The sequence below is a fragment of the Mesorhizobium sp. WSM1386 genome (assembly GCF_055901595.1).
In genome coordinates this window covers 2,640,162-2,657,967 of record NZ_CM148373.1, presented here as the reverse complement: position 1 = coordinate 2,657,967, position 17,806 = coordinate 2,640,162, and the positions used below count along the sequence as shown (strand labels likewise).

12 protein-coding genes are annotated in these 17,806 nt (G+C 63.8%); 5 read left to right on the top strand and 7 right to left on the bottom strand.

The features are described 5' to 3' along the window. Positions 1-34: 34 nt before the first annotated feature. The gene (locus AC0NIH_RS12965) at positions 35-3,952 is read left to right on the top strand and encodes a PAS domain S-box protein (protein ID WP_473461486.1); all 3,918 of its coding nucleotides are present in this window, start codon (positions 35-37) and stop codon (positions 3,950-3,952) included. Between the two features lie 284 nt (positions 3,953-4,236). Here the strand turns inward: AC0NIH_RS12965 and AC0NIH_RS12960 are convergent, their stop codons facing one another. Next, on the bottom strand, positions 4,237-6,195 hold the full coding sequence (locus AC0NIH_RS12960; RefSeq protein WP_473461484.1) for an acetoacetate--CoA ligase: 1,959 nt from the start codon (positions 6,193-6,195) through the stop codon (positions 4,237-4,239). A gap of 186 nt (positions 6,196-6,381) precedes the next feature. Between AC0NIH_RS12960 and AC0NIH_RS12955 the strand changes: the two genes are divergently transcribed. Then, positions 6,382-8,235 (top strand): AsmA family protein, encoded by a 1,854-nt coding sequence (locus tag AC0NIH_RS12955; RefSeq protein ID WP_473461481.1) that lies wholly within the window; start codon positions 6,382-6,384, stop codon positions 8,233-8,235. A gap of 25 nt (positions 8,236-8,260) precedes the next feature. On the opposite strand, the gene AC0NIH_RS12950 is transcribed toward AC0NIH_RS12955, so the two are convergent. The 6 genes from AC0NIH_RS12950 to AC0NIH_RS12925 form a co-directional block, all read right to left on the bottom strand. Then, on the bottom strand, positions 8,261-9,079 hold the full coding sequence (locus AC0NIH_RS12950) for an ABC transporter permease (protein WP_013893738.1): 819 nt from the start codon (positions 9,077-9,079) through the stop codon (positions 8,261-8,263). Next, a complete protein-coding gene (locus tag AC0NIH_RS12945) occupies positions 9,076-10,044 on the bottom strand; it encodes an ABC transporter permease subunit (RefSeq protein WP_473461479.1) in 969 nt (322 codons plus the stop codon). Before AC0NIH_RS12945 ends, AC0NIH_RS12950 begins: the two co-directional genes overlap by 4 nt. A gap of 9 nt (positions 10,045-10,053) precedes the next feature. After that, the gene (locus AC0NIH_RS12940; protein WP_473461476.1) at positions 10,054-11,196 is read right to left on the bottom strand and encodes an ABC transporter ATP-binding protein; all 1,143 of its coding nucleotides are present in this window, start codon (positions 11,194-11,196) and stop codon (positions 10,054-10,056) included. A 76-nt stretch (positions 11,197-11,272) separates the two neighbouring features. Further along, the gene (locus AC0NIH_RS12935) at positions 11,273-12,370 is read right to left on the bottom strand and encodes a polyamine ABC transporter substrate-binding protein (protein WP_473461474.1); all 1,098 of its coding nucleotides are present in this window, start codon (positions 12,368-12,370) and stop codon (positions 11,273-11,275) included. Between the two features lie 325 nt (positions 12,371-12,695). Beyond that, positions 12,696-13,649 carry a DMT family transporter gene (locus tag AC0NIH_RS12930; protein ID WP_473461471.1) on the bottom strand — a complete coding sequence of 318 codons (954 nt, stop codon included), beginning with the start codon at positions 13,647-13,649 and terminating at the stop codon, positions 12,696-12,698. A 136-nt stretch (positions 13,650-13,785) separates the two neighbouring features. Next, positions 13,786-15,234: a helix-turn-helix domain-containing protein gene (locus tag AC0NIH_RS12925; protein WP_473461469.1), complete on the bottom strand. Its 1,449-nt coding sequence runs from the start codon at positions 15,232-15,234 to the stop codon at positions 13,786-13,788. 236 nt (positions 15,235-15,470) lie between these two features. On the opposite strand from AC0NIH_RS12925, the gene aceA reads away from it, so the two are divergent. From aceA to AC0NIH_RS12910, 3 genes are all read left to right on the top strand, one after another. After that, a complete protein-coding gene (gene aceA / locus AC0NIH_RS12920) occupies positions 15,471-16,760 on the top strand; it encodes an isocitrate lyase (RefSeq protein ID WP_023766760.1) in 1,290 nt (429 codons plus the stop codon). A gap of 63 nt (positions 16,761-16,823) precedes the next feature. Further along, positions 16,824-17,066, top strand: a complete 243-nt coding sequence (locus tag AC0NIH_RS12915) for an SMc00767 family acetate metabolism repressor (protein WP_023766759.1) — start codon at positions 16,824-16,826, stop codon at positions 17,064-17,066. Between the two features lie 271 nt (positions 17,067-17,337). Further along, positions 17,338-17,781, top strand: coding sequence for a response regulator (locus AC0NIH_RS12910; protein ID WP_473461465.1), 444 nt, complete (start codon positions 17,338-17,340; stop codon positions 17,779-17,781). Positions 17,782-17,806 lie beyond the last annotated feature (25 nt).

Sequence of the window (17,806 nt, the reverse complement as noted above, 5' to 3'; positions counted from 1 at the left end):
AAATTTCGCCGCTCCGTGAGGGTTCGCCAAGCGCATGCCGTCCGAATACTCCTTCCTCGATGTCGCCGTGCTCGACGCGGTCCGCCAGCGGTTCGCCGCCGGCGACGCGATCGCGATCCTGTCGGTGGATCTGGAACAGGTGATCTGGGCCAATGGGCCGGGTGCCGCGGCGTTCGGCTATCCCGACATCGAAGCCATCATCGGTGCGTCGGCGCGGCTGCCGCTGATCGCCCGCCGCCAGATCATGGCGACCAGCGGCTTTCCCGAGATCGGCAGCGACCGTGCCATCACGGTCCGGCTGGCAACCGGAATGACCAGCCGCGCCGCCGGCTTCCTCGCCAGCGCCGTGACGCTGCCCGATGACGAGAAGGCGATCATGCTGGCGGTGCCGGCGGCCCAGACGGGTTCGCGCAGCACCGCCGAAATCGCCAATCGAGCGATCAGTGGGTTTACCGAAGACGGTCATTTCATTGCCTTCATCGATGCCGAAGGCAAGGTCGAGGCAGCGTCCGAGGGCTTTGCGGCGCTCGGCATCCAGCCCGAGACGCTGGCGGCTCTGGTGGCCGACGTGGCCGCCGAGAGCGAGCGCATCGTCAAGCGCCTCGTTCCGGGCGGCAAGACATCCTACCCGGCCGGCCTCGCCCGGCTGACGCCGGAGCGTCATCTCCTGGTGGTGATCGACGAAGATCAAATGGAGGAGAGCGGGGCCATCGAAGGAGCGCCGGCGGACGATCGCTCCGATGGGGTGGCCGCTGGCGCCGCCGTGCAATCCCAACCCGAACTCGACAACGAGCCGGCGGCAGAGCCACAGGCAGAGACGGTGGGCCAAGAACCCGTCCCTGCCGGAGCCGCCGCTGAAGACATCGTGGAACCGGCAGCGCGGGAGAGCGCGGAAACGGCCGCGCAGACACCGGTCGCGGCAAACAGCGACCAGCCGCCGACCGGCGGAACGCCGTCGCAGCACGACCACTGGTACTTCAATGCCGACGAGGACGATGGGCGGCCCGCGCCCGGGGCGCCCGACCCGGAAACCGTGCCTGGACAGACCGCCGCTGACGCTGCCGTCGAAAAAAGCGGAGCGGACGGTATCCAGTCAACCTCGCAGTCTGGCCCGACCGCAACCTCGGCCGCCAGGACGATAGACCGCTCGGCAGCGCCGATGCGTTTCGTCTGGCGCACCGACGCCGAAGGCAAATTCAGCACGCTGTCACCGGAATTCGCCGATATCGTCGGCCAGCCGGCCGCAGATGTGATCGGCCGGCGCTTCAGGGATGTCGCGGCGGCCTTCGGCCTCGATGCGTCCGGCGAGATCGCCGGCCTTCTGGAGCGGCGCGACACCTGGTCCGGCCGCACCGCGCTGTGGCCGGTCGTCGGCACCGACCTGAAGATCCCCGTCGACCTCGCGGCTTTGCCTGTTTATGCCCGCAGCCGCGCTTTCGAAGGCTTCCGCGGCTTCGGCGTTGCCCGCCCCAGTGACGCCGTCGTCGATCCCGAAGCGATCGGCATAGCGCTTGTGCCCAACGGCAAGGCTCCGGCGGCGCCAGAAGCCGTCGAACCTGCCGCCGAAGAGCCGACAGCCGGCGAACCGAAGGCGGATCCGTTCAAGGGCGAGGTACCGGCGCTGACCATCGTGCCGAAACCGGAGCGGCGCTTTGCCGACAAGGTAATCCGGCTGGCTGAACACCGGCAGCCGGTCAACGACAAGGGGCTATCGACCCTGGAACGCAGTGCGTTTCGCGAGATCGGCGAACGGCTGAAGAAGGACAGTTCGACGGCCGAGCCGCCGGAGGCTGAAAAGCCCGGCGTCGAAGCACCGGCGCCCACCGAACCCGTGGCGGAAGCACAGGCGCCGGCCGTGAAGACGAACGCTCCAGCCGATGCGACCGGCGGGGTTTCGGAGGCAGACACCGCAACGCCGTCCGAAGAGCCGAAGGATACCGGCGAACACCCGACGACAGAGTCCCAAGGCGACGCGGTCCTGGCCGAGCTCTCCGAGACCGAAGTCGATGCCGAGGACGAAGCGGATCTTGCGCGGCTCGACGGCGTGGACGAAGCGGTTCGTGCGGAAGGCGACACCTCGCCCGGTGCAACCGGCTCGCTGCTCGACTATGCCGGCCGGAGCGACGAACCCGGCCCTGTCGCTGACAATGACGAGCCTGCCGTCTCCGAACCGGCAGCGGCGGAACCGGAGAGCGCCGAGCCCAACGCGACAGAGACCGAACCGGTTGGCGCAGATACGACGCATGAGCCTGTCGACGACGACAGCATGACGTCAGCCGATTTTCGCGACGCCGAGGACAATGAGGATTGGGCCGGTAGCGAGGAAGGCGCCGCGCCCGACGTGCAGGCGGCCAGTGACGGGGCAGAGGCCCGCACCGAGCGGCCGCGCTTGCAAGTGCCACCGCTCAAGGCCGAAGGGTTCACGCCGTCTGCATTTTCCGTCGGCGACGAGAGCAAGGCTCCGGATACCTTGCTGCTCGGCAAGCTGCCAGTGCCGCTGCTCATTCATTCGGGCGACCAATTGCACTATGCGAACGAGGAGTTCCTGAACCTGACCGGCTACGCCGCGCTCGACGATCTCGAGGATGCCGGTGGCCTGGGCGCGCTGTTTGCCGACCCTTACGCAGAGGACGGCGTCTCCGACGGCAGCGATCGGGCGCTGCGGCTGAGGACGCGCGATGGACAGGAATTTCCGATCGACGCCATCCTGCGCTCCGTTCCCTGGCGCGACGGCAAGGCACTGATGCTGGTCGTGCGCCGTTCCGGCGAGGATGAGGCGCCTGGTGCCCTGCATGTGGTCGGCGATGAGCCTACACAGCCCGACATTTCCGAACTCAAGGCGCGCATCGCCGAAATGCGCACCATCATCGATACCGCCACCGACGGCGTCGTGCTGATCGGCACTGACGGCACCATCCGCTCGATCAGCCGCCCGGCCGAAGCGCTGTTCGGTTTCGACAGCGACGAGGTGACCGGCAAACCGTTCGCATCGCTGTTTGCCATCGAAAGCCAGCGGGCGGCGCGCGACTATCTCACCGGACTGTCCGAACCGGGCGTGGCGAGCGTCCTGAATGACGGCCGCGAGGTCATCGGGCGCGAGGCACAGGGTCGCTTCATCCCGCTGTTCATGACCATCGGCCGACTGCCCAACGACAGCGGCTTCTGCGCCGTGGTGCGCGACATCACGCAGTGGAAGCGGGCGGAGGAGGATCTCACCCAGGCGCGTGCGGTGGCCGAACGCGCCTCCTCCCAGAAGACCGATTTCCTCGCCCGCATCAGCCACGAGATCCGCACGCCGCTCAACGCCATCATCGGGTTTTCCGAGTTGATGGTCGACGAGAAGTTCGGGCCTGTCGCCAATGATCGCTACCGCGACTATTTGCGCGACATCAACCGCTCGGGCAACCATGTGCTGGATCTGGTCAACGACCTGCTCGACATCTCCAAGATCGAGGCCGGCCAGCAGGAGATGGCCTATGAGGCGGTGTCGCTCAACGACACGCTGGCCGAGACGGTGGCGATGATGCAGCCGCAGGCCAACCGCGAGCGCGTCATCATCCGCTCCAGCTTCGCCTCGCGGCTGCCGGAAGTGGTGGCCGATTTGCGCAGCGTGCGCCAGATCGCGCTCAACATCCTGTCCAACGCTATCCGCTATACCCAGGCGGGCGGCCAGGTGATCGTCTCGACCGCCTATGAGACCTCGGGCGACGTCGTCATGCGGGTGCGCGACACAGGCATCGGCATGAGCCAGGCCGAGATCGAGCAGGCGTTGAAGCCGTTCAAGCAGATCAACGCCCTGAAGCGCGGGCGTGGCGACGGCACCGGACTTGGCCTGCCGCTGACCAAGGCCATGGTGGAGGCGAACCGCGCCCGGTTCACCATCAATTCGACGCCGGGAGAAGGAACGCTTGTCGAGGTCGCTTTCCCCTCGACCAGGGTGCTCGCGGAATAACAGGTCGGGCAGCCAGAAGGTCGGGCAGCCAGCAGCCAATTCCGGCAAAAAGAAAAGGCGCCCAAAGGACGCCTTAGAGATGGAATTGCTGTCACAACGGGGCTTGAGCGAATTCAGATCCTCCGGGGGCTGAGGAACGGGATTTCTCCCTCAAGTTACATGCGACTATCGACGCCGGGCCTTAACAAGTCCTTACCGGCGCCGCGGAAAATTTACGAATGTGTACCACTCGTGAAATCTAGGTAAATTCGCACGACATATTTGGTTAACCATGCCGCTTGCGGTCACTCGGCCAGCTGCGGCAGGTCGCGGAACAGCTCCAGCGCCTCGGGGTTGGCGAGCGCTTCCTTGTTCTTGATGACGCGGCCATGGACCACGTCGCGTACCGCGAGCTCGGTGATCTTGCCAGATTTGGTGCGGGGAATGTCCGACACCGCGACGATCCTGGCCGGCACGTGGCGCGGGCTCGCGCCGCTGCGGATCTTGGCGCGGATGCGTTTTTCGAGTTCCTCGTCGAGCTGCACGCCGGCTGCCAGGCGCACGAACAGCACGACCCGCACGTCATTGTCGAAATCCTGGCCGATGCACAGTGCCTCCAGTATCTCCGGCATCTGCTCGACCTGGTTGTAGATCTCCGCCGTTCCGATCCGCACGCCGCCCGGGTTGAGCGTGGCGTCCGAGCGGCCATGGATGATCATGCCGCCATGGCCGGTCCATTCGGCGAAGTCGCCATGGCACCAGACATTGTCGAAACGCTCGAAATAGGCGGACCGGTATTTCTTGCCCTCGGGATCGTTCCAGAAGCCGATCGGCATCGCCGGAAAAGCCTTGGTGCAGACCAGTTCGCCCTTCTCCTGGCGGATCGGCCTGCCGTCATCGTCCCAGACATCGACGGCCAGGCCAAGGCCAGGCCCCTGGATCTCGCCGCTCCAGACGGGTTCGATGGGCACGCCGAGCACGAAACAGGAGACGATGTCGGTACCGCCGGAAACCGAAGCCAGGTGCACGTCCTTCTTGATGCCGTCATAGACGAAGCGAAAATCCTCGGGCGACAGCGGCGAGCCGGTGGAGGAGATCGCCCGCACCGTCGACAGATCATGGCTGCGGATCGGCTTGAGACCGGCCTTGCGCACGGAATCGATGAACTTGGCCGAGGTGCCGAAGAAGGTCATCTTCTCGGCATCGGCGAAATCGAACAGCGCGTTGCCGTCGGGGTAGAAAGGCGAGCCGTCATAGAGCAGCAGCGTCGCGCCCGAAGCGAGGCCCGACACCAGCCAGTTCCACATCATCCAGCCGCAGGTGGTGAAATAGAAGAAGCGATCGCCGTCGATGAGGCCGGCATGCAGCCGGTGTTCCTTGACATGCTGGATCAGCGTACCGCCGGCCGAATGGACGATGCATTTGGGAACGCCGGTGGTTCCGGACGAAAACAGGATGTAGAGCGGATGCGAAAACGGCAGCGGCTCGAAGGTGACGGGCTTGACGGCGAAGGGCGAGAGCGCCTCTTCCATCGCCACGGCCTTGTCGATGGTCGCGGCCACATCGGCAGAGGTGCCGAGGTAGTCGACGACCAGGACCTTGCGGACGGTGCCGAGCCTGGCCGCGACCGCCGCGATCTTGTCGGCGACCTCGATCGCCTTCCCATTGTACCAATAGCCGTCGGGCGCGATGAAGACGACAGGTTCGATCTGGCCGAAGCGGTCGAGCACGCCCTGTTCGCCGAAATCGGGGGAGCAGGAAGACCAGACGGCACCGATCGAGGCCGCGGCCAGCATGGCGGCAATGGTCTCCGGCATGTTGGGCATCATCGCGGCAATGCGGTCGCCCTTCTTCACCTTGAGCGACAGGAAAAGCTGCTGCAGGCGCGAGACCAGGCCATGCAGTTCGCTCCAGGACAGCCGCCGTTCGACCTTGTCCTCGCCGCGAAACACGATTGCTTCGCCCGCGCCGGTCTTCTTCAACAGGTTCTCGGCGAAGTTCAACGTCGCATCGGGAAAGAACGATGCGCCGGGCATCTTTTCGCCGTCGACCAAGACGCGCTCGCCCTTTTCGCCGACAATGCCGGAAAAATCCCACACCAGGTTCCAGAATGCCTCGCGGTCCTCGACCGACCAGCGGTGAAGCTCGGAATACGAAGAAAAAGCTGCGCCGGCTTTCGCCTCCGCGGCCTTCATGAAAGCGGTCAAGGGCGCGGCATCGATCTGGTCTTGCGTCGGGGTCCAGAGCGGTACTTCGGCGGCCATGATCGATCCTCCCAGGGTCGACACCGCTTATGCATATCGCAGCGCAGCAGAGCAAGATTTTGTTCGGCCGATGCGGGCAAGTGTGCGCAAATGCCATCGCCGGGCCATAAAGACTTGAAATGCCTCGGCCCTAAGTCGTAGTGACGACTGGACGATTTTTGTCGGAACGGAAGCATACAGGGCGATATGCCGTCATCCTTCATCCGCCGCGGAGTATGGGCGATCGGCGCTGCCGTGATCGTCATCGCTCTCGTGGTCGCTGCCCTGCCGCTGATCGCCTCGACGCGCATCGTGCGCGACCGCATCGCTTGGGAAATGAGCGCATGGAGCGGCTTTCGCGTCGCCATCGATGGCTCGCCGCGCATCGAGGTCTGGCCGAATTTCCGTGCGATCCTGACCGATGTGACGCTGTCGAAGTGGACGGACACCGATGCGCCGCCGGTCGTCGAGGCCGAACGGGTCGAGGTCGACCTCTCGGCCATGGCGGCATTGCGCGGCGATGTGGAGTTTTCCACGGCACGGCTGGTGCGGCCGACGATCCGGATGCAACGGTCGGCGGACGGCCTGTTCCTGCCCACGGCGCCGACCGGCGGCCGCATTGCACGCTCCATCGACGCGGCGCGCGGCGTGGTCAGTGCCGATCCCGCCAAGCCCGATCTCGACAAGCTGCCGACCGACACGTTCGGCACGGTGGAGTTCAGGGACGGCCGCATGGTGGCATCCGTCAACGGCAAGGACGTGGAGATCCTGAGCAGCCTCAGCGGCCAGGCGACCTGGGCGGCGATGAACAGCAATGCGACGCTGTCGGCAACCGGAATCTGGCGCGGCGAAAGCGTGACCGTCGACGCCGCCTCGGCGAAGCCGCTGGTGCTGTTTGCCGGCGGCATGGCGCCGCTTACCCTGTCATTGAAGGCCGCGCCCGCCACCTTCTCCTTCGACGGCACGGCCAGCATGTCCGAGAATGCCTATTTCGACGGCCAAGTGAAATTCGCGGCTCCCTCGCTGCGCCGCGTGCTGGAATGGACACAGGCTGGCATCGCGCCGAGCGCGGCGATCGGCTCGGTCAGCATTTCGAGCAAGGTCACCGCGTCGGCCGGGCGCATCAAGTTCGAGAACACCGCACTGGCGCTGGACAACAACCCCGGTATGGGCGCGCTGGACCTGTCGCTTGGCGACGCGCAGCCGGTGATTTCGGGCACGCTTGCCTTCGACACACTCGACCTCAGGTCATTCCTGTCCGCCTTCACGCCGCTGGGACCGGCGAGCGGAGCCGGACCGGGTGACGTCGAGACAAGTTTTGCCGATCGGATCAACCTCGATCTCAGGCTGTCTGCGGCGCATGCCACGGCGGGCGCCATCCAGCTTGCCGATGTCGCCGCCACTGCCCAGGTCAAGGATGGTCTTTCCGTCTTCGACATCTCCGACGCCTCGGCCTTTGGCGGCAACATTCAGACCAGCCTTCGTTTCGACCGCAAGCCCGAGGGCACCCAGGTCGAAATCCGGCTGCTCGCGTCCGATGTCGACGGCGGCGCGTTCGCTACGGCTGCCGGGATGACCCGGCTGGTGCCGGTCGGCACGGGTACGGTTTCGGTCATCCTGAAGGGACCGGGCAGGACCTGGGATTCGATCTTTGAAAACTCCGATGGCTCGGTCTCGGCGACCTTCGGCCCCGGCGCGCTCAGCAAGTTCAACCTGCCGGCCTTTCTCAAGCATACCGAACAAGGTGGCTTCTTCGCACTCGATGATGTTTCGGACGGGACCTTGCCGATCGACGGCGCCGAAGTGAAGGCAACCATTTCGAGAGGCGTGGCGAGGCTGGACAAGGCCGAGGCCAATTCGGCGAAATACAAGATCTGGCTTTCCGGGATCGCCTCCTACGCCGGGCGCGGACTGGCACTCTCCGGCGGCGTCATCCAGCCGGACCAGGCCGCCACGCAGGCGAATGGCCAGCAAGGCCCCAACCAGTCGTCCTTCTTCGTCGGCGGGACATGGAGCACGCCGTTCATTTCGCCGATAAGCCGCGGCGTTTCGGGCGAGTAGGCCGCCCGAAATATCCACCACATAGCTAGCCGCGCTGGGCGGCCTGTTCATCCAGTTGGCGCTGCACCTCGCGCCGCTTGTTGGCGATCGAGGCGATGATGACGCCGACCGCGACCACGGCGATCAGGATGGTGCAGGCGGCGTTGATTTCCGGCGTCACGCCGAGACGGACCTGGCTGTAGATCTTCATCGGCAGCGTGGTTGCGCCCGGCCCGGAGGTGAAGCTGGCGATGACCAGATCGTCAAGCGACAGCGTAAAAGCCAGCATCCAGCCGGACACGATCGCCGGCATGATGACCGGCAGCGTGATCTGGAAAAAGGTCTTCGTCGGCGTTGCGCCAAGATCCATCGCTGCTTCCTCCAGCGAACGGTCGAAGGAAACCAGGCGCGACTGAACGACGACCGCCACGAAGCACATTGTCAGCGTGATATGGGCGAGCGTCACGGTCAGGAAGCCGCGGTCGAGACCGACAGCGACGAAGAGCAGCAGCAGCGACAGGCCGGTGATGACTTCCGGCATGACGAGCGGCGCGAAGACCATGCCGGAAAACAGCACCCTGCCCCTGAACCGGGTGTAGCGCGTCAGGGTGAGCGCCGCCAACGTGCCGAGCACGGTCGCCACCGTGGCCGAAATGACGCCGACGCGCGCCGTGACCCAGGTGGCGTCCATCAGGCCCTGATTGTGGAACAGCGACACATACCATCTGGTCGAGAAGCCGCCCCAGACCGTGACGAGCTTGGACTCGTTGAAGGAGAAGACGATGAGCAGCACGATCGGCAGGTACAGGAAGGCAAAGCCCAGCACGATCGAGGTGACGTTGAAGCGGCTCCAGGTGGTGTTCATTTGTCCTGCTCCTGCGCCTTGGCCTGTGCCTGCTGGAAGAGCATGATCGGAACGGTCAGCAGAAGCAGGAGGATGACGGCAACGGCCGAAGAGACCGGCCAGTCGCGATTGGCGAAGAACTCGTTCCACAAGGTCTTGCCGATCATCAGCGTCTGCGAACCGCCGAGCAGGTCGGGGATGACGAACTCGCCGACGGCCGGGATGAACACCAGCAGGCAACCGGCGATGACGCCCGGCAGGGACAGCGGAAAGGTAATCTTCCAGAAGGCTGATGTCGGCGGGCAGCCGAGATCCTTGGCCGCCTCGATCAGCGAATAATCCATCTTTTCCAAGGACGAATAGAGCGGCAGCACCATGAACGGCAGGTAGGAATAAACGATGCCGATGAAGATCGCCGTGTAGGTGTTGAGGATGACCAGCGGCTGATTGATGATGTGCAGCGACAAAAGCAGCTGGTTGAGCAGTCCCTCGGGTTTCAGGATGCCGATCCAGGCATAGACCCGGATCAGGAACGACGTCCAGAACGGCAGGATCACCAGCATCAGCAAGGTCGGGCGGATGGTGGCCGGCGCGCGCGCCATGCCGTAGGCGATGGGGTAGCCGACCAGCAGCGTCAGCACCGTCGAAATGGCGGCGATGATCAGGCTGGTGACGTAGGCTTTGAAATAGAGCGCATCCTGCGTCAGCCAGACATAGTTGTCGAAGTTGAGATCGCGAAACCCGGCGAAGAAGCCTGAGACGCCGTCCTTGAAACCGAGCACCGGCGTGTAGGGCGGCATGGCGATCGCCGTCTGCGACAGTGAAATCTTGAAGACGATGACGAAGGGAACGAGGAAGAAGAACAGCAGCCAGAGATAGGGGACGATGATGACGAGGCGGTTGACGAAGCCGGCGCCCAGCCGCGCCAGGAACGGCTTGTCGGCGGCCGACGGCACGGCGGCGTCGGTGACAGCGATGTTGGACATATCAGCCCCCTACCGCGCCAGCACGACGCCGGCGTCGGGCCGGAAAGACACCCAGGCGCGGTCGTTCCAGGTCAGCGGATCCTCGGTCACGCGCACCGCGTTCAAGGCGCTTGCCCTGATGATCTGCCCGTCGTCCAGCCTGACGTGATAGACGGTCATGTCGCCGAGATAGGCGATGTCGTAGACTTCGCCCTCCAGAGCGTTGACGGCATCTGCCGGCTTCTTCGACGAGACCCTGATCTTCTCCGGCCTGATGGCGAAGACGATGTCGGCATTGGCCTTTGCAGCCGCGCCACCATTCTCGACGACGATCTGGGCTCCGCTTGGGCCGGTGATGCGCGTCGTGTTGGCTGACTGTTCGGCAACCTTGCCCTCGAACATGTTCACGTTGCCGACGAAATGGGCGACGAAGCGCGATGCCGGAGCCTCATAGACTTCCGCCGGTGTCGCAACCTGCATGACTTCGCCCTTGTCCATGATGGCGATGCGGTCGGCCATGGTCATCGCCTCTTCCTGGTCGTGGGTGACGACGACGAAGGTGAGGCCGAGCTCCTGTTGCAGATCCATCAGTTCGAACTGGGTTTCCTCGCGCAGTTTCTTGTCGAGCGCGCCGAGCGGCTCGTCCAGCAGCAGCACCTTCGGGCGCTTGGCGACAGAGCGGGCAAGGGCGACGCGCTGGCGCTGGCCACCGGAGAGCTGGTGCGGCTTGCGCTTGGCGAACTGCTCGAGCTTGACCAGCTTCAGCATGTCGGTGACGCGCTTTTCGATATCGGGCTTGGCCATGCCTTCCTGCTTGAGGCCGAAGGCGATGTTGTTTTCCACCGTCATATGCGGGAACAGGGCATAGGATTGGAACATCATGTTGACCGGCCGGCGATGGGGCGGAATGCCGCGCAAATCCTGGCCATCGAGCAGGATGCGGCCAGCCGTCGGTTCCTCGAAGCCGGCAAGCATCCTGAGCAGCGTCGACTTTCCACAGCCGGAGGCGCCCAGCAGCGCGAAGAATTCGCGCTCGAATATGGTCAGCGACAGATTGTTGACGGCGGTGAAGTCACCGAACTTCTTGGTGACGTTCTCGAACTGAATGTATGGCTTGGCGTTCGGGTCCTTCCATGGCGCGAAATCCCTGCGGATGCTGCCAAGCGATTTCATATCCCCACTCCGTCTGTCCTGAGTCCCCAAAGAAAATCGACCCCGGCAGTTGGCTGCCGGGGTCGTGTCGGATTGCTTACTGGCCGGTGACGATCTTGGTCCAGCTGCGCGTGATGATGCGCTGGGTCTTGGGATCGTACGGCTGGACAGTGTAGAGCTTTTGCAACGTCGCTGCGTCAGGATAGACCGACGGGTCGTCCAGAAGAGCCTTGTCGACGAATTGCTGCGACGCCTTGTTGCCGTTTGCGTAGAGCACATAGTTCGACGATTTGGCGATCACTTCCGGCGTCATCATGTAGTTGATGAATTCGAGTGCCTCGGCGGTATGCGGCGCATCGGCCGGAATAGCCATCTGATCGAACCACATCTGGGCGCCTTCCTTCGGCACCGAATAGCCGATCTCAACGCCTTGCTTGGCTTCGACGGCACGGTTGCGTGCCTGGAAAACGTCACCAGACCAGCCGATCGCCAGGCAAATGTCGCCATTGGCGAGTGCGTTGATGTATTCGGAAGAATGGAACTTCCTGATGAAGGGCCGCACTTTCATCAGCGCGTCCTCGGCCTTGGCGATGTCGTCGGGCGAGGTGCTGTTCGGGTCCAGACCGAGATATTTCAGCGCCGCCGGAATGATGTCGGCTGGTGAATCCAGCACATAGACGCCGCAGTCCTTCAACTTGGCGAGGCTGTCCGGATTGAAGAACGAATCCCAGCTGTCGATCTTGTCGGTGCCGAGTGCCGCCTGCACTTTCTTGATGTTGTAGCCGATGCCGACGGTGCCCCACATGTAATTGACCGAGTATTCGTTGCCGGGGTCATATTTGGCGGTGCGCTCCGAAACCGTGTCCCACATGTTGGAGATGTTCGGCAGCTTCGACTTGTCGAGCTTCTGGAACACGCCGGCCTGGATCTGGCGAGCCAGGAAATTGCCGCTCGGCACGACGACGTCGTAGCCGCTGCCGCCAGCGAGCAGCTTGGTTTCCAGGATCTCGTTGGAATCGAAGGTATCGTAAACGACCTTGATGCCGGTCTTCTTGGTGAAGTCGTCGATGATCGAACTGTCGATGTAGTCCGACCAGTTGAAGACGTTGACGACGCGGTCCGCGGCGTGACCGCCGGCGGTGAAGAGGGTCAGAAATACCGAGGTCGCCGAAAGCCAGAGCGCTTTGCGGATCATGCTATTCTCCTTTGGTGAGTGTTCCGTCGCCGGCTCGTCGCGGCATGCGCGCGGCCGGGCATTTTCGTCAGGGTATTGAGCTTTCCAGGGGACAACAAGAACCGATCGGCGCGCCGCCTGCGGCCGTCCGGCTGTCCTAAACTGGAAGGAATTACGGCGCCGTCAGAAGCTTTCGCCGCCGCGCGGACAGAAATACAGGAATGTGGTCCGGTCTCGATCGGGCCGCCGGGGAGACTTGGCAAGATACGCCTGTCTTGTTGTTGCCGTGTTTCCCAGCCTGCCCGGGCGGCAGCGACGTTGTCAATGGCAAAGCTCCGGGCCGGCATCAATTAGGCGACGGCACCCCGGTGACGCCTGCCCGCTGCGGCCGTGCCTGGCGCTTGAACTCCAGCCCGATATGGACAAGCAGCGCCGTGACCACCACCGCGCCGCCGATGATGGTGCGCCCGGACGGCACTTCGGAATGGATGAGCCAGACCCATATCGGCCCGAGAATCGGCTCGAACGTGCCGAGCAGCGCCGCGATGGCCGCCGGGACCAGGCGCGCGCCGGTGGCGAAGAAAGCGAGGCCAATGCCGAGATTGAGGACGCCGAAGGCGAAGAGGAAGCCCATGTCGGCCGCCGACACCGCGAAGGCCGACGCCTGAGACGCCGCCAAACCCGCGGCCAGGATCGTGCCGAGACAGGTCGCAGGCGTCATGCGCACGCTGGAAAATCGCCTTGTGATGACGGTTGCGATCGAGAACATGAATGCGATCAGCAGCGCCAGCCCGTCCCCCACGGGCGAGACGGCGCCATCGAGCGATTCCGACACCATTATGGCAACGCCGGTGATGACGGCGGCGATCGCCACCCAGGTCACGACAGTCACCCGTTCGCGAAACAACACCCAGGCAAACAGCGCCGCCAGAAGCGGCACCCCAGCCTGCATCAAGAGGATGTTGGCAACAGTCGTGTAGGCAAGTGCCACGACGAAGGAGGTCGACGCGATGGCGAAGCAGAACCCCACGGCGAGACCGGGCAGGCCCATGTCGCGAAACGATCTCAGCATGCCGCGCCAGCCGTCACGCCAGGCCATGAAGGAGAGCAGGAAGGCGGCGGCCCAGACGGAGCGCCAGAAGATGACCGTCCAGCTGTCGCCGACGGTGATGAAGCGGGCGATGGTGCCGCCGAAACTCCACATCAGCGCCGACAGGAAGACCAAAAGCATGCCGACGCGTTCCTCGCGCGGCGAGGCTGTCGGGCTAACAAGGCCGGGCGATGATGCTGCGTCTGTCATGGCCGCGACTGTCGGACTTTTGTGGACGGGACGATGCGCAAGGGACGACAAAAAACTGCTCTGTTCGCGTAGCGCAAAGACTTGAGCCGCGGGTGATCCAGACACCGGTGACGATTGTGGCACCTTTGCTGCCGCGTTACTGGAAGTCGAAGGCGCTCAGGCCGGTCACCATCTCGTCGAGGCCGAGCGGACGCGTCACCGGCGGCTCGGCGCGCGCCAGGCAGCCGACGCGTTCGCAAAGCCGGCAGGCGGGCCCGACAGGCGTCGCCGCAATGGCACCTGGCCCGGACTTTCCGGCGGTCGCCGCGCCGGGCAGTGCCGCGCCATAGACGATGTCGTCGCGAAAGCCGATGTCGCAGCCGAGCAGCATCGCGGTGCGGCGCGGTCGTTCGGAGAACGCGCCCTGCGGCCCTTCCAGCGTGCGGGCGATGCACAGGAACTCGGCGCCGTCGGCCATTTCCACCGCTTCGACGAAGACCTGGCCGGGCTGGGAGAAGGCGACATGCACGGGCAGCTTGGGACAGCCGCCGCCGAAGCGGCTGTGCGGAAAACCCTGGCTGCCGGCCTTGCGGAAGCGATTTCCCGCATTGTCGACCTCCAGCATGAAGAAGGGTACCCCTGGGGCGCCCGACCGCTGCAGCATGGTCAGCCGGTTCGCCGCCTGCTCGAAGGAGACGCCGAAGCGCGAACGCAGGACGTCGATGTCGTAGCGGGCGCGAACGGCGGCGGCGTAGAAGGCCTGATAGGGCATCATCAGCGCATGCGCCGCATAGCGGCCGAGTTCGAAGCGGGCCAGACGACGGGCTTCGTCCGTGCTCAGCTTGAGCGCCTGGATCTCGCCGGCGACCGCGACCGTCATGCGGATCAGGCAGGCTTCCATCGCCACTTCGCGCAGCTGGTCGAACGGCGACAGCCGCTCCGACAGGAACAGCCGCTGCGAGTGGCGATCGTAACGGCGGCGCCAGTTCGGCATCGTGGCAACCGGCAGCACCTTGACGACGATGCCGTATTCGCGCTTCAGCCAGGCTTTCAGCGCGCCGAACAGGTCGTCGCCGGGATCGAGCACAGACGTAAAAGCCTCGGCTTCTTCCTCGAGTGTCGAAAAATGGTTCGGCCGCCGCTCGAAGGTCTCGTGCACCTCATCGATCGGCAGGCGGGCGCCGGAAAGCGCCGTCGCCCGCCCCTCGCGGGCGAGAAGCTCGTTGAGATCGGACAGCCGCTCGGCCTGCTCGCGATAGGCGCGAAACAGCTTTATCACTGCGGCGGACGCATTGGGCGCCGCCTCTGCAAGCTCGATCAGCTCCTGATCTCCAGGCAACTCGCCGACCAGCAGCGGATCGGTGAACACTTCCTTCAGGGCAGCGACAGACCCCCTTGCCTCGCCCTGCAACTCATGCGGATCGACCTTGTAGACGGACGCCAGTTTCAGGATCAACTGCACCGTCAGCGGCCGCTGGTTGCGCTCTATCAGGTTGAGATAGGACGGCGAGATGCCGAGCCCCTCGGCCATCGCCGTCTGGGTCAGCCCCTTGGCGTTGCGGATGCGGCGGATGCGCGGCCCGGCGAATATCTTCTGGTCAGCCATCGGCCATCCTTGACAGGAATTTACACAATTTCCACGGCAATCACGCTGCCGATTTCTTTACAATTATGACAGATTTACAGCGATCCTCTGTCAAACACAACACAAGTTTTCCCCTATATTCCGGCATATTTGTTGATTTATCTGGCTCATTCCGCGCCGCAATGTAAATTCAGTCACATTCCAGCAGGCCAATGACTGGCCGCCGACCATAGCGCAGCAATCCTTCGGAGTATCCCATGACTGATTTTTACAACCTCGTTCCATCGGCGCCGGAAGGCCGTTTCGACGGGATCGAACGTCCCTATTCGCCGGAGGATGTGAAGCGGTTGCGCGGTTCGGTGCAGATCCGCCAGAGCCTGGCCGAAATGGGCGCCAACCGGCTGTGGAAGCTCATCCATGAGGAGGATTTCGTCAACGCGCTCGGCGCCATGTCCGGCAACCAGGCGATGCAGCAGGTGCGCGCCGGGCTGAAGGCGATCTACCTGTCGGGCTGGCAGGTTGCCGCCGACGCCAACACGGCGTCCGCCATGTATCCGGACCAGTCGCTCTATCCGGCCAATGCGGCGCCCGAGCTGGTCAAGCGCATCAACCGCACACTGCAGCGCGCCGACCAGATCGAGACCTCAGAGGGCAACGGGCTTTCGGTCGAGACCTGGTTCGCGCCTATTGTCGCCGATGCGGAAGCCGGCTTCGGCGGACCGCTCAACGCCTTCGAGATCATGAAGGCATTCATCGAGGCGGGCGCCGCCGGCGTGCACTACGAGGACCAGCTGGCGTCGGAAAAGAAGTGCGGCCATCTCGGCGGCAAGGTGCTGATCCCAACCGCGGCGCACATCCGCAACCTCAACGCCGCGCGCCTGGCGGCGGACGTGATGGGCACGCCGACGCTGGTTGTCGCCCGCACCGATGCGGAAGCGGCCAAGTTGCTGACCTCCGACATCGACGAACGCGACCAGCCTTTCGTCGACTATGGCGCCGGGCGCACGGTTGAAGGTTTCTATCATGTGCGCAACGGCATCGAGCCCTGCATCGCCCGCGCCGTCGCCTATGCGCCTCACGCCGACCTGATCTGGTGCGAGACGTCCAAGCCGGATCTCGCGCAGGCCAGGAAATTCGCCGAAGGCGTGCGCAAGCATCACCCGGACAAGCTGCTCGCCTACAATTGCTCGCCGTCGTTCAACTGGAAGAAGAACCTCGACGACGCGACGATCGCCAGGTTCCAGAAGGAACTCGGCGCCATGGGCTACAAGTTCCAGTTCATCACGCTCGCCGGCTTCCACCAGCTCAACTACGGCATGTTCGAACTGGCACGCGGCTACAAGGCGCGGCAGATGGCTGCCTATTCCGAGTTGCAGGAAGCCGAGTTCGCCGCGGAAGCCAACGGCTACACCGCGACCAAGCACCAGCGCGAGGTCGGCACGGGCTATTTCGACGCCGTGTCGATGGCGATCACCGGCGGCCAGTCGTCGACCACCGCCATGCATGAATCGACCGAGCACGCGCAGTTCAAGCCGGCTGCGGAATAAGTCCACGAAAAGACGACCAACAGAGGAAACGCCCGACAGGGCTTCGGACACAGGAGAAGACCAATGGCATCGATAAGCCGCGTCAAGGAACGGGCGGAAGAGCAGTCCACCACGATGAGTGTCGACCAGCAGGCGACGATCCGCATGCTGGCCAATGACCTGCACAGGCTGAACCAGTCGGTGATGAAGGCGGTCGAGGCAGGTGTCTCGGTGGAGCTCGTGCGTTCGGCCAGACACCATGGCGGCGACGGCAATTGGGGCGATCTGCTGATCCCGGTGATCGTCACGCAGCAGAGCCATAGCTGACCGAACCGGGGCTGATCGAACTGGGGCTGACCGGAAATCGTTGCAACCGGCCCTTCACCTGCGCAGCGTATGCGCAGGTGAATTTTATTTTTATGCGACCAAGCAGTGGACAGGGCAGTACAGTACTGTTGCTTGACTCCACTGTCGTAAGAGGTGCTCTCGGGAGCCTTTTATTTCAGCTTGACACGCGGGCGATCTCACGCCAATTGTCGCTCCGATTTCAACTCTGCATTGAAACGGGAGCGAGGTTCTTGGCCGACTTGGGTGCCCTGTGAATCGTGAGGGCGGGACCGGAAGACATCTGAATCCGGGGACCCGAGGTTCAAGCAGCGAGACGATCCACGATCCCTCGAAGGTGCTGGTCGTCGGAAAGTCGCCGATCAATCGCGTGGTGGTGTCGAAGATTGTCGAGCGTTCCGGGCTCCGACCAATCTCGGAATCACCCGATATGGCGGCGCGGACCTTGCGCTTGCTGGTCCCCGGCGCGATCGTGCTGGACGGCGGCCCCGACAACAAGGACTGCGACAATCTGATGTCCGGCATCGAAACGTTGCGGCGCGCTTCGGGGAAATCGTTCCCTCCCGTGATCCTGCTTTCGACCAAGAATGGCACGACGGAAAGCCTGGGCTTGTCGAGTATCATCGATGCGGTTGTGACCAAGCCGATCACACCTGAACGGCTGCAACCGGTGATCGACCGCCTCGTCAGCCGCTAAAGCAAGTCGAGGAAGCGGTTTTCAG

Bases quoted from the DNA above. Each gene is read 5' to 3' on its own strand.
- AC0NIH_RS12965 (WP_473461486.1), top strand. From the start codon at position 35: ATGCCGTCCGAATACTCCTTCCTCGATGTCGCCGTGCTCGACGCGGTC.
- AC0NIH_RS12960 (WP_473461484.1), bottom strand. From the start codon at position 6,195: ATGGCCGCCGAAGTACCGCTCTGGACCCCGACGCAAGACCAGATCGAT.
- AC0NIH_RS12955 (WP_473461481.1), top strand. From the start codon at position 6,382: ATGCCGTCATCCTTCATCCGCCGCGGAGTATGGGCGATCGGCGCTGCC.
- AC0NIH_RS12950 (WP_013893738.1), bottom strand. From the start codon at position 9,079: ATGAACACCACCTGGAGCCGCTTCAACGTCACCTCGATCGTGCTGGGC.
- AC0NIH_RS12945 (WP_473461479.1), bottom strand. From the start codon at position 10,044: ATGTCCAACATCGCTGTCACCGACGCCGCCGTGCCGTCGGCCGCCGAC.
- AC0NIH_RS12940 (WP_473461476.1), bottom strand. From the start codon at position 11,196: ATGAAATCGCTTGGCAGCATCCGCAGGGATTTCGCGCCATGGAAGGAC.
- AC0NIH_RS12935 (WP_473461474.1), bottom strand. From the start codon at position 12,370: ATGATCCGCAAAGCGCTCTGGCTTTCGGCGACCTCGGTATTTCTGACC.
- AC0NIH_RS12930 (WP_473461471.1), bottom strand. From the start codon at position 13,649: ATGACAGACGCAGCATCATCGCCCGGCCTTGTTAGCCCGACAGCCTCG.
- AC0NIH_RS12925 (WP_473461469.1), bottom strand. From the start codon at position 15,234: ATGGCTGACCAGAAGATATTCGCCGGGCCGCGCATCCGCCGCATCCGC.
- aceA (WP_023766760.1), top strand. From the start codon at position 15,471: ATGACTGATTTTTACAACCTCGTTCCATCGGCGCCGGAAGGCCGTTTC.
- AC0NIH_RS12915 (WP_023766759.1), top strand. From the start codon at position 16,824: ATGGCATCGATAAGCCGCGTCAAGGAACGGGCGGAAGAGCAGTCCACC.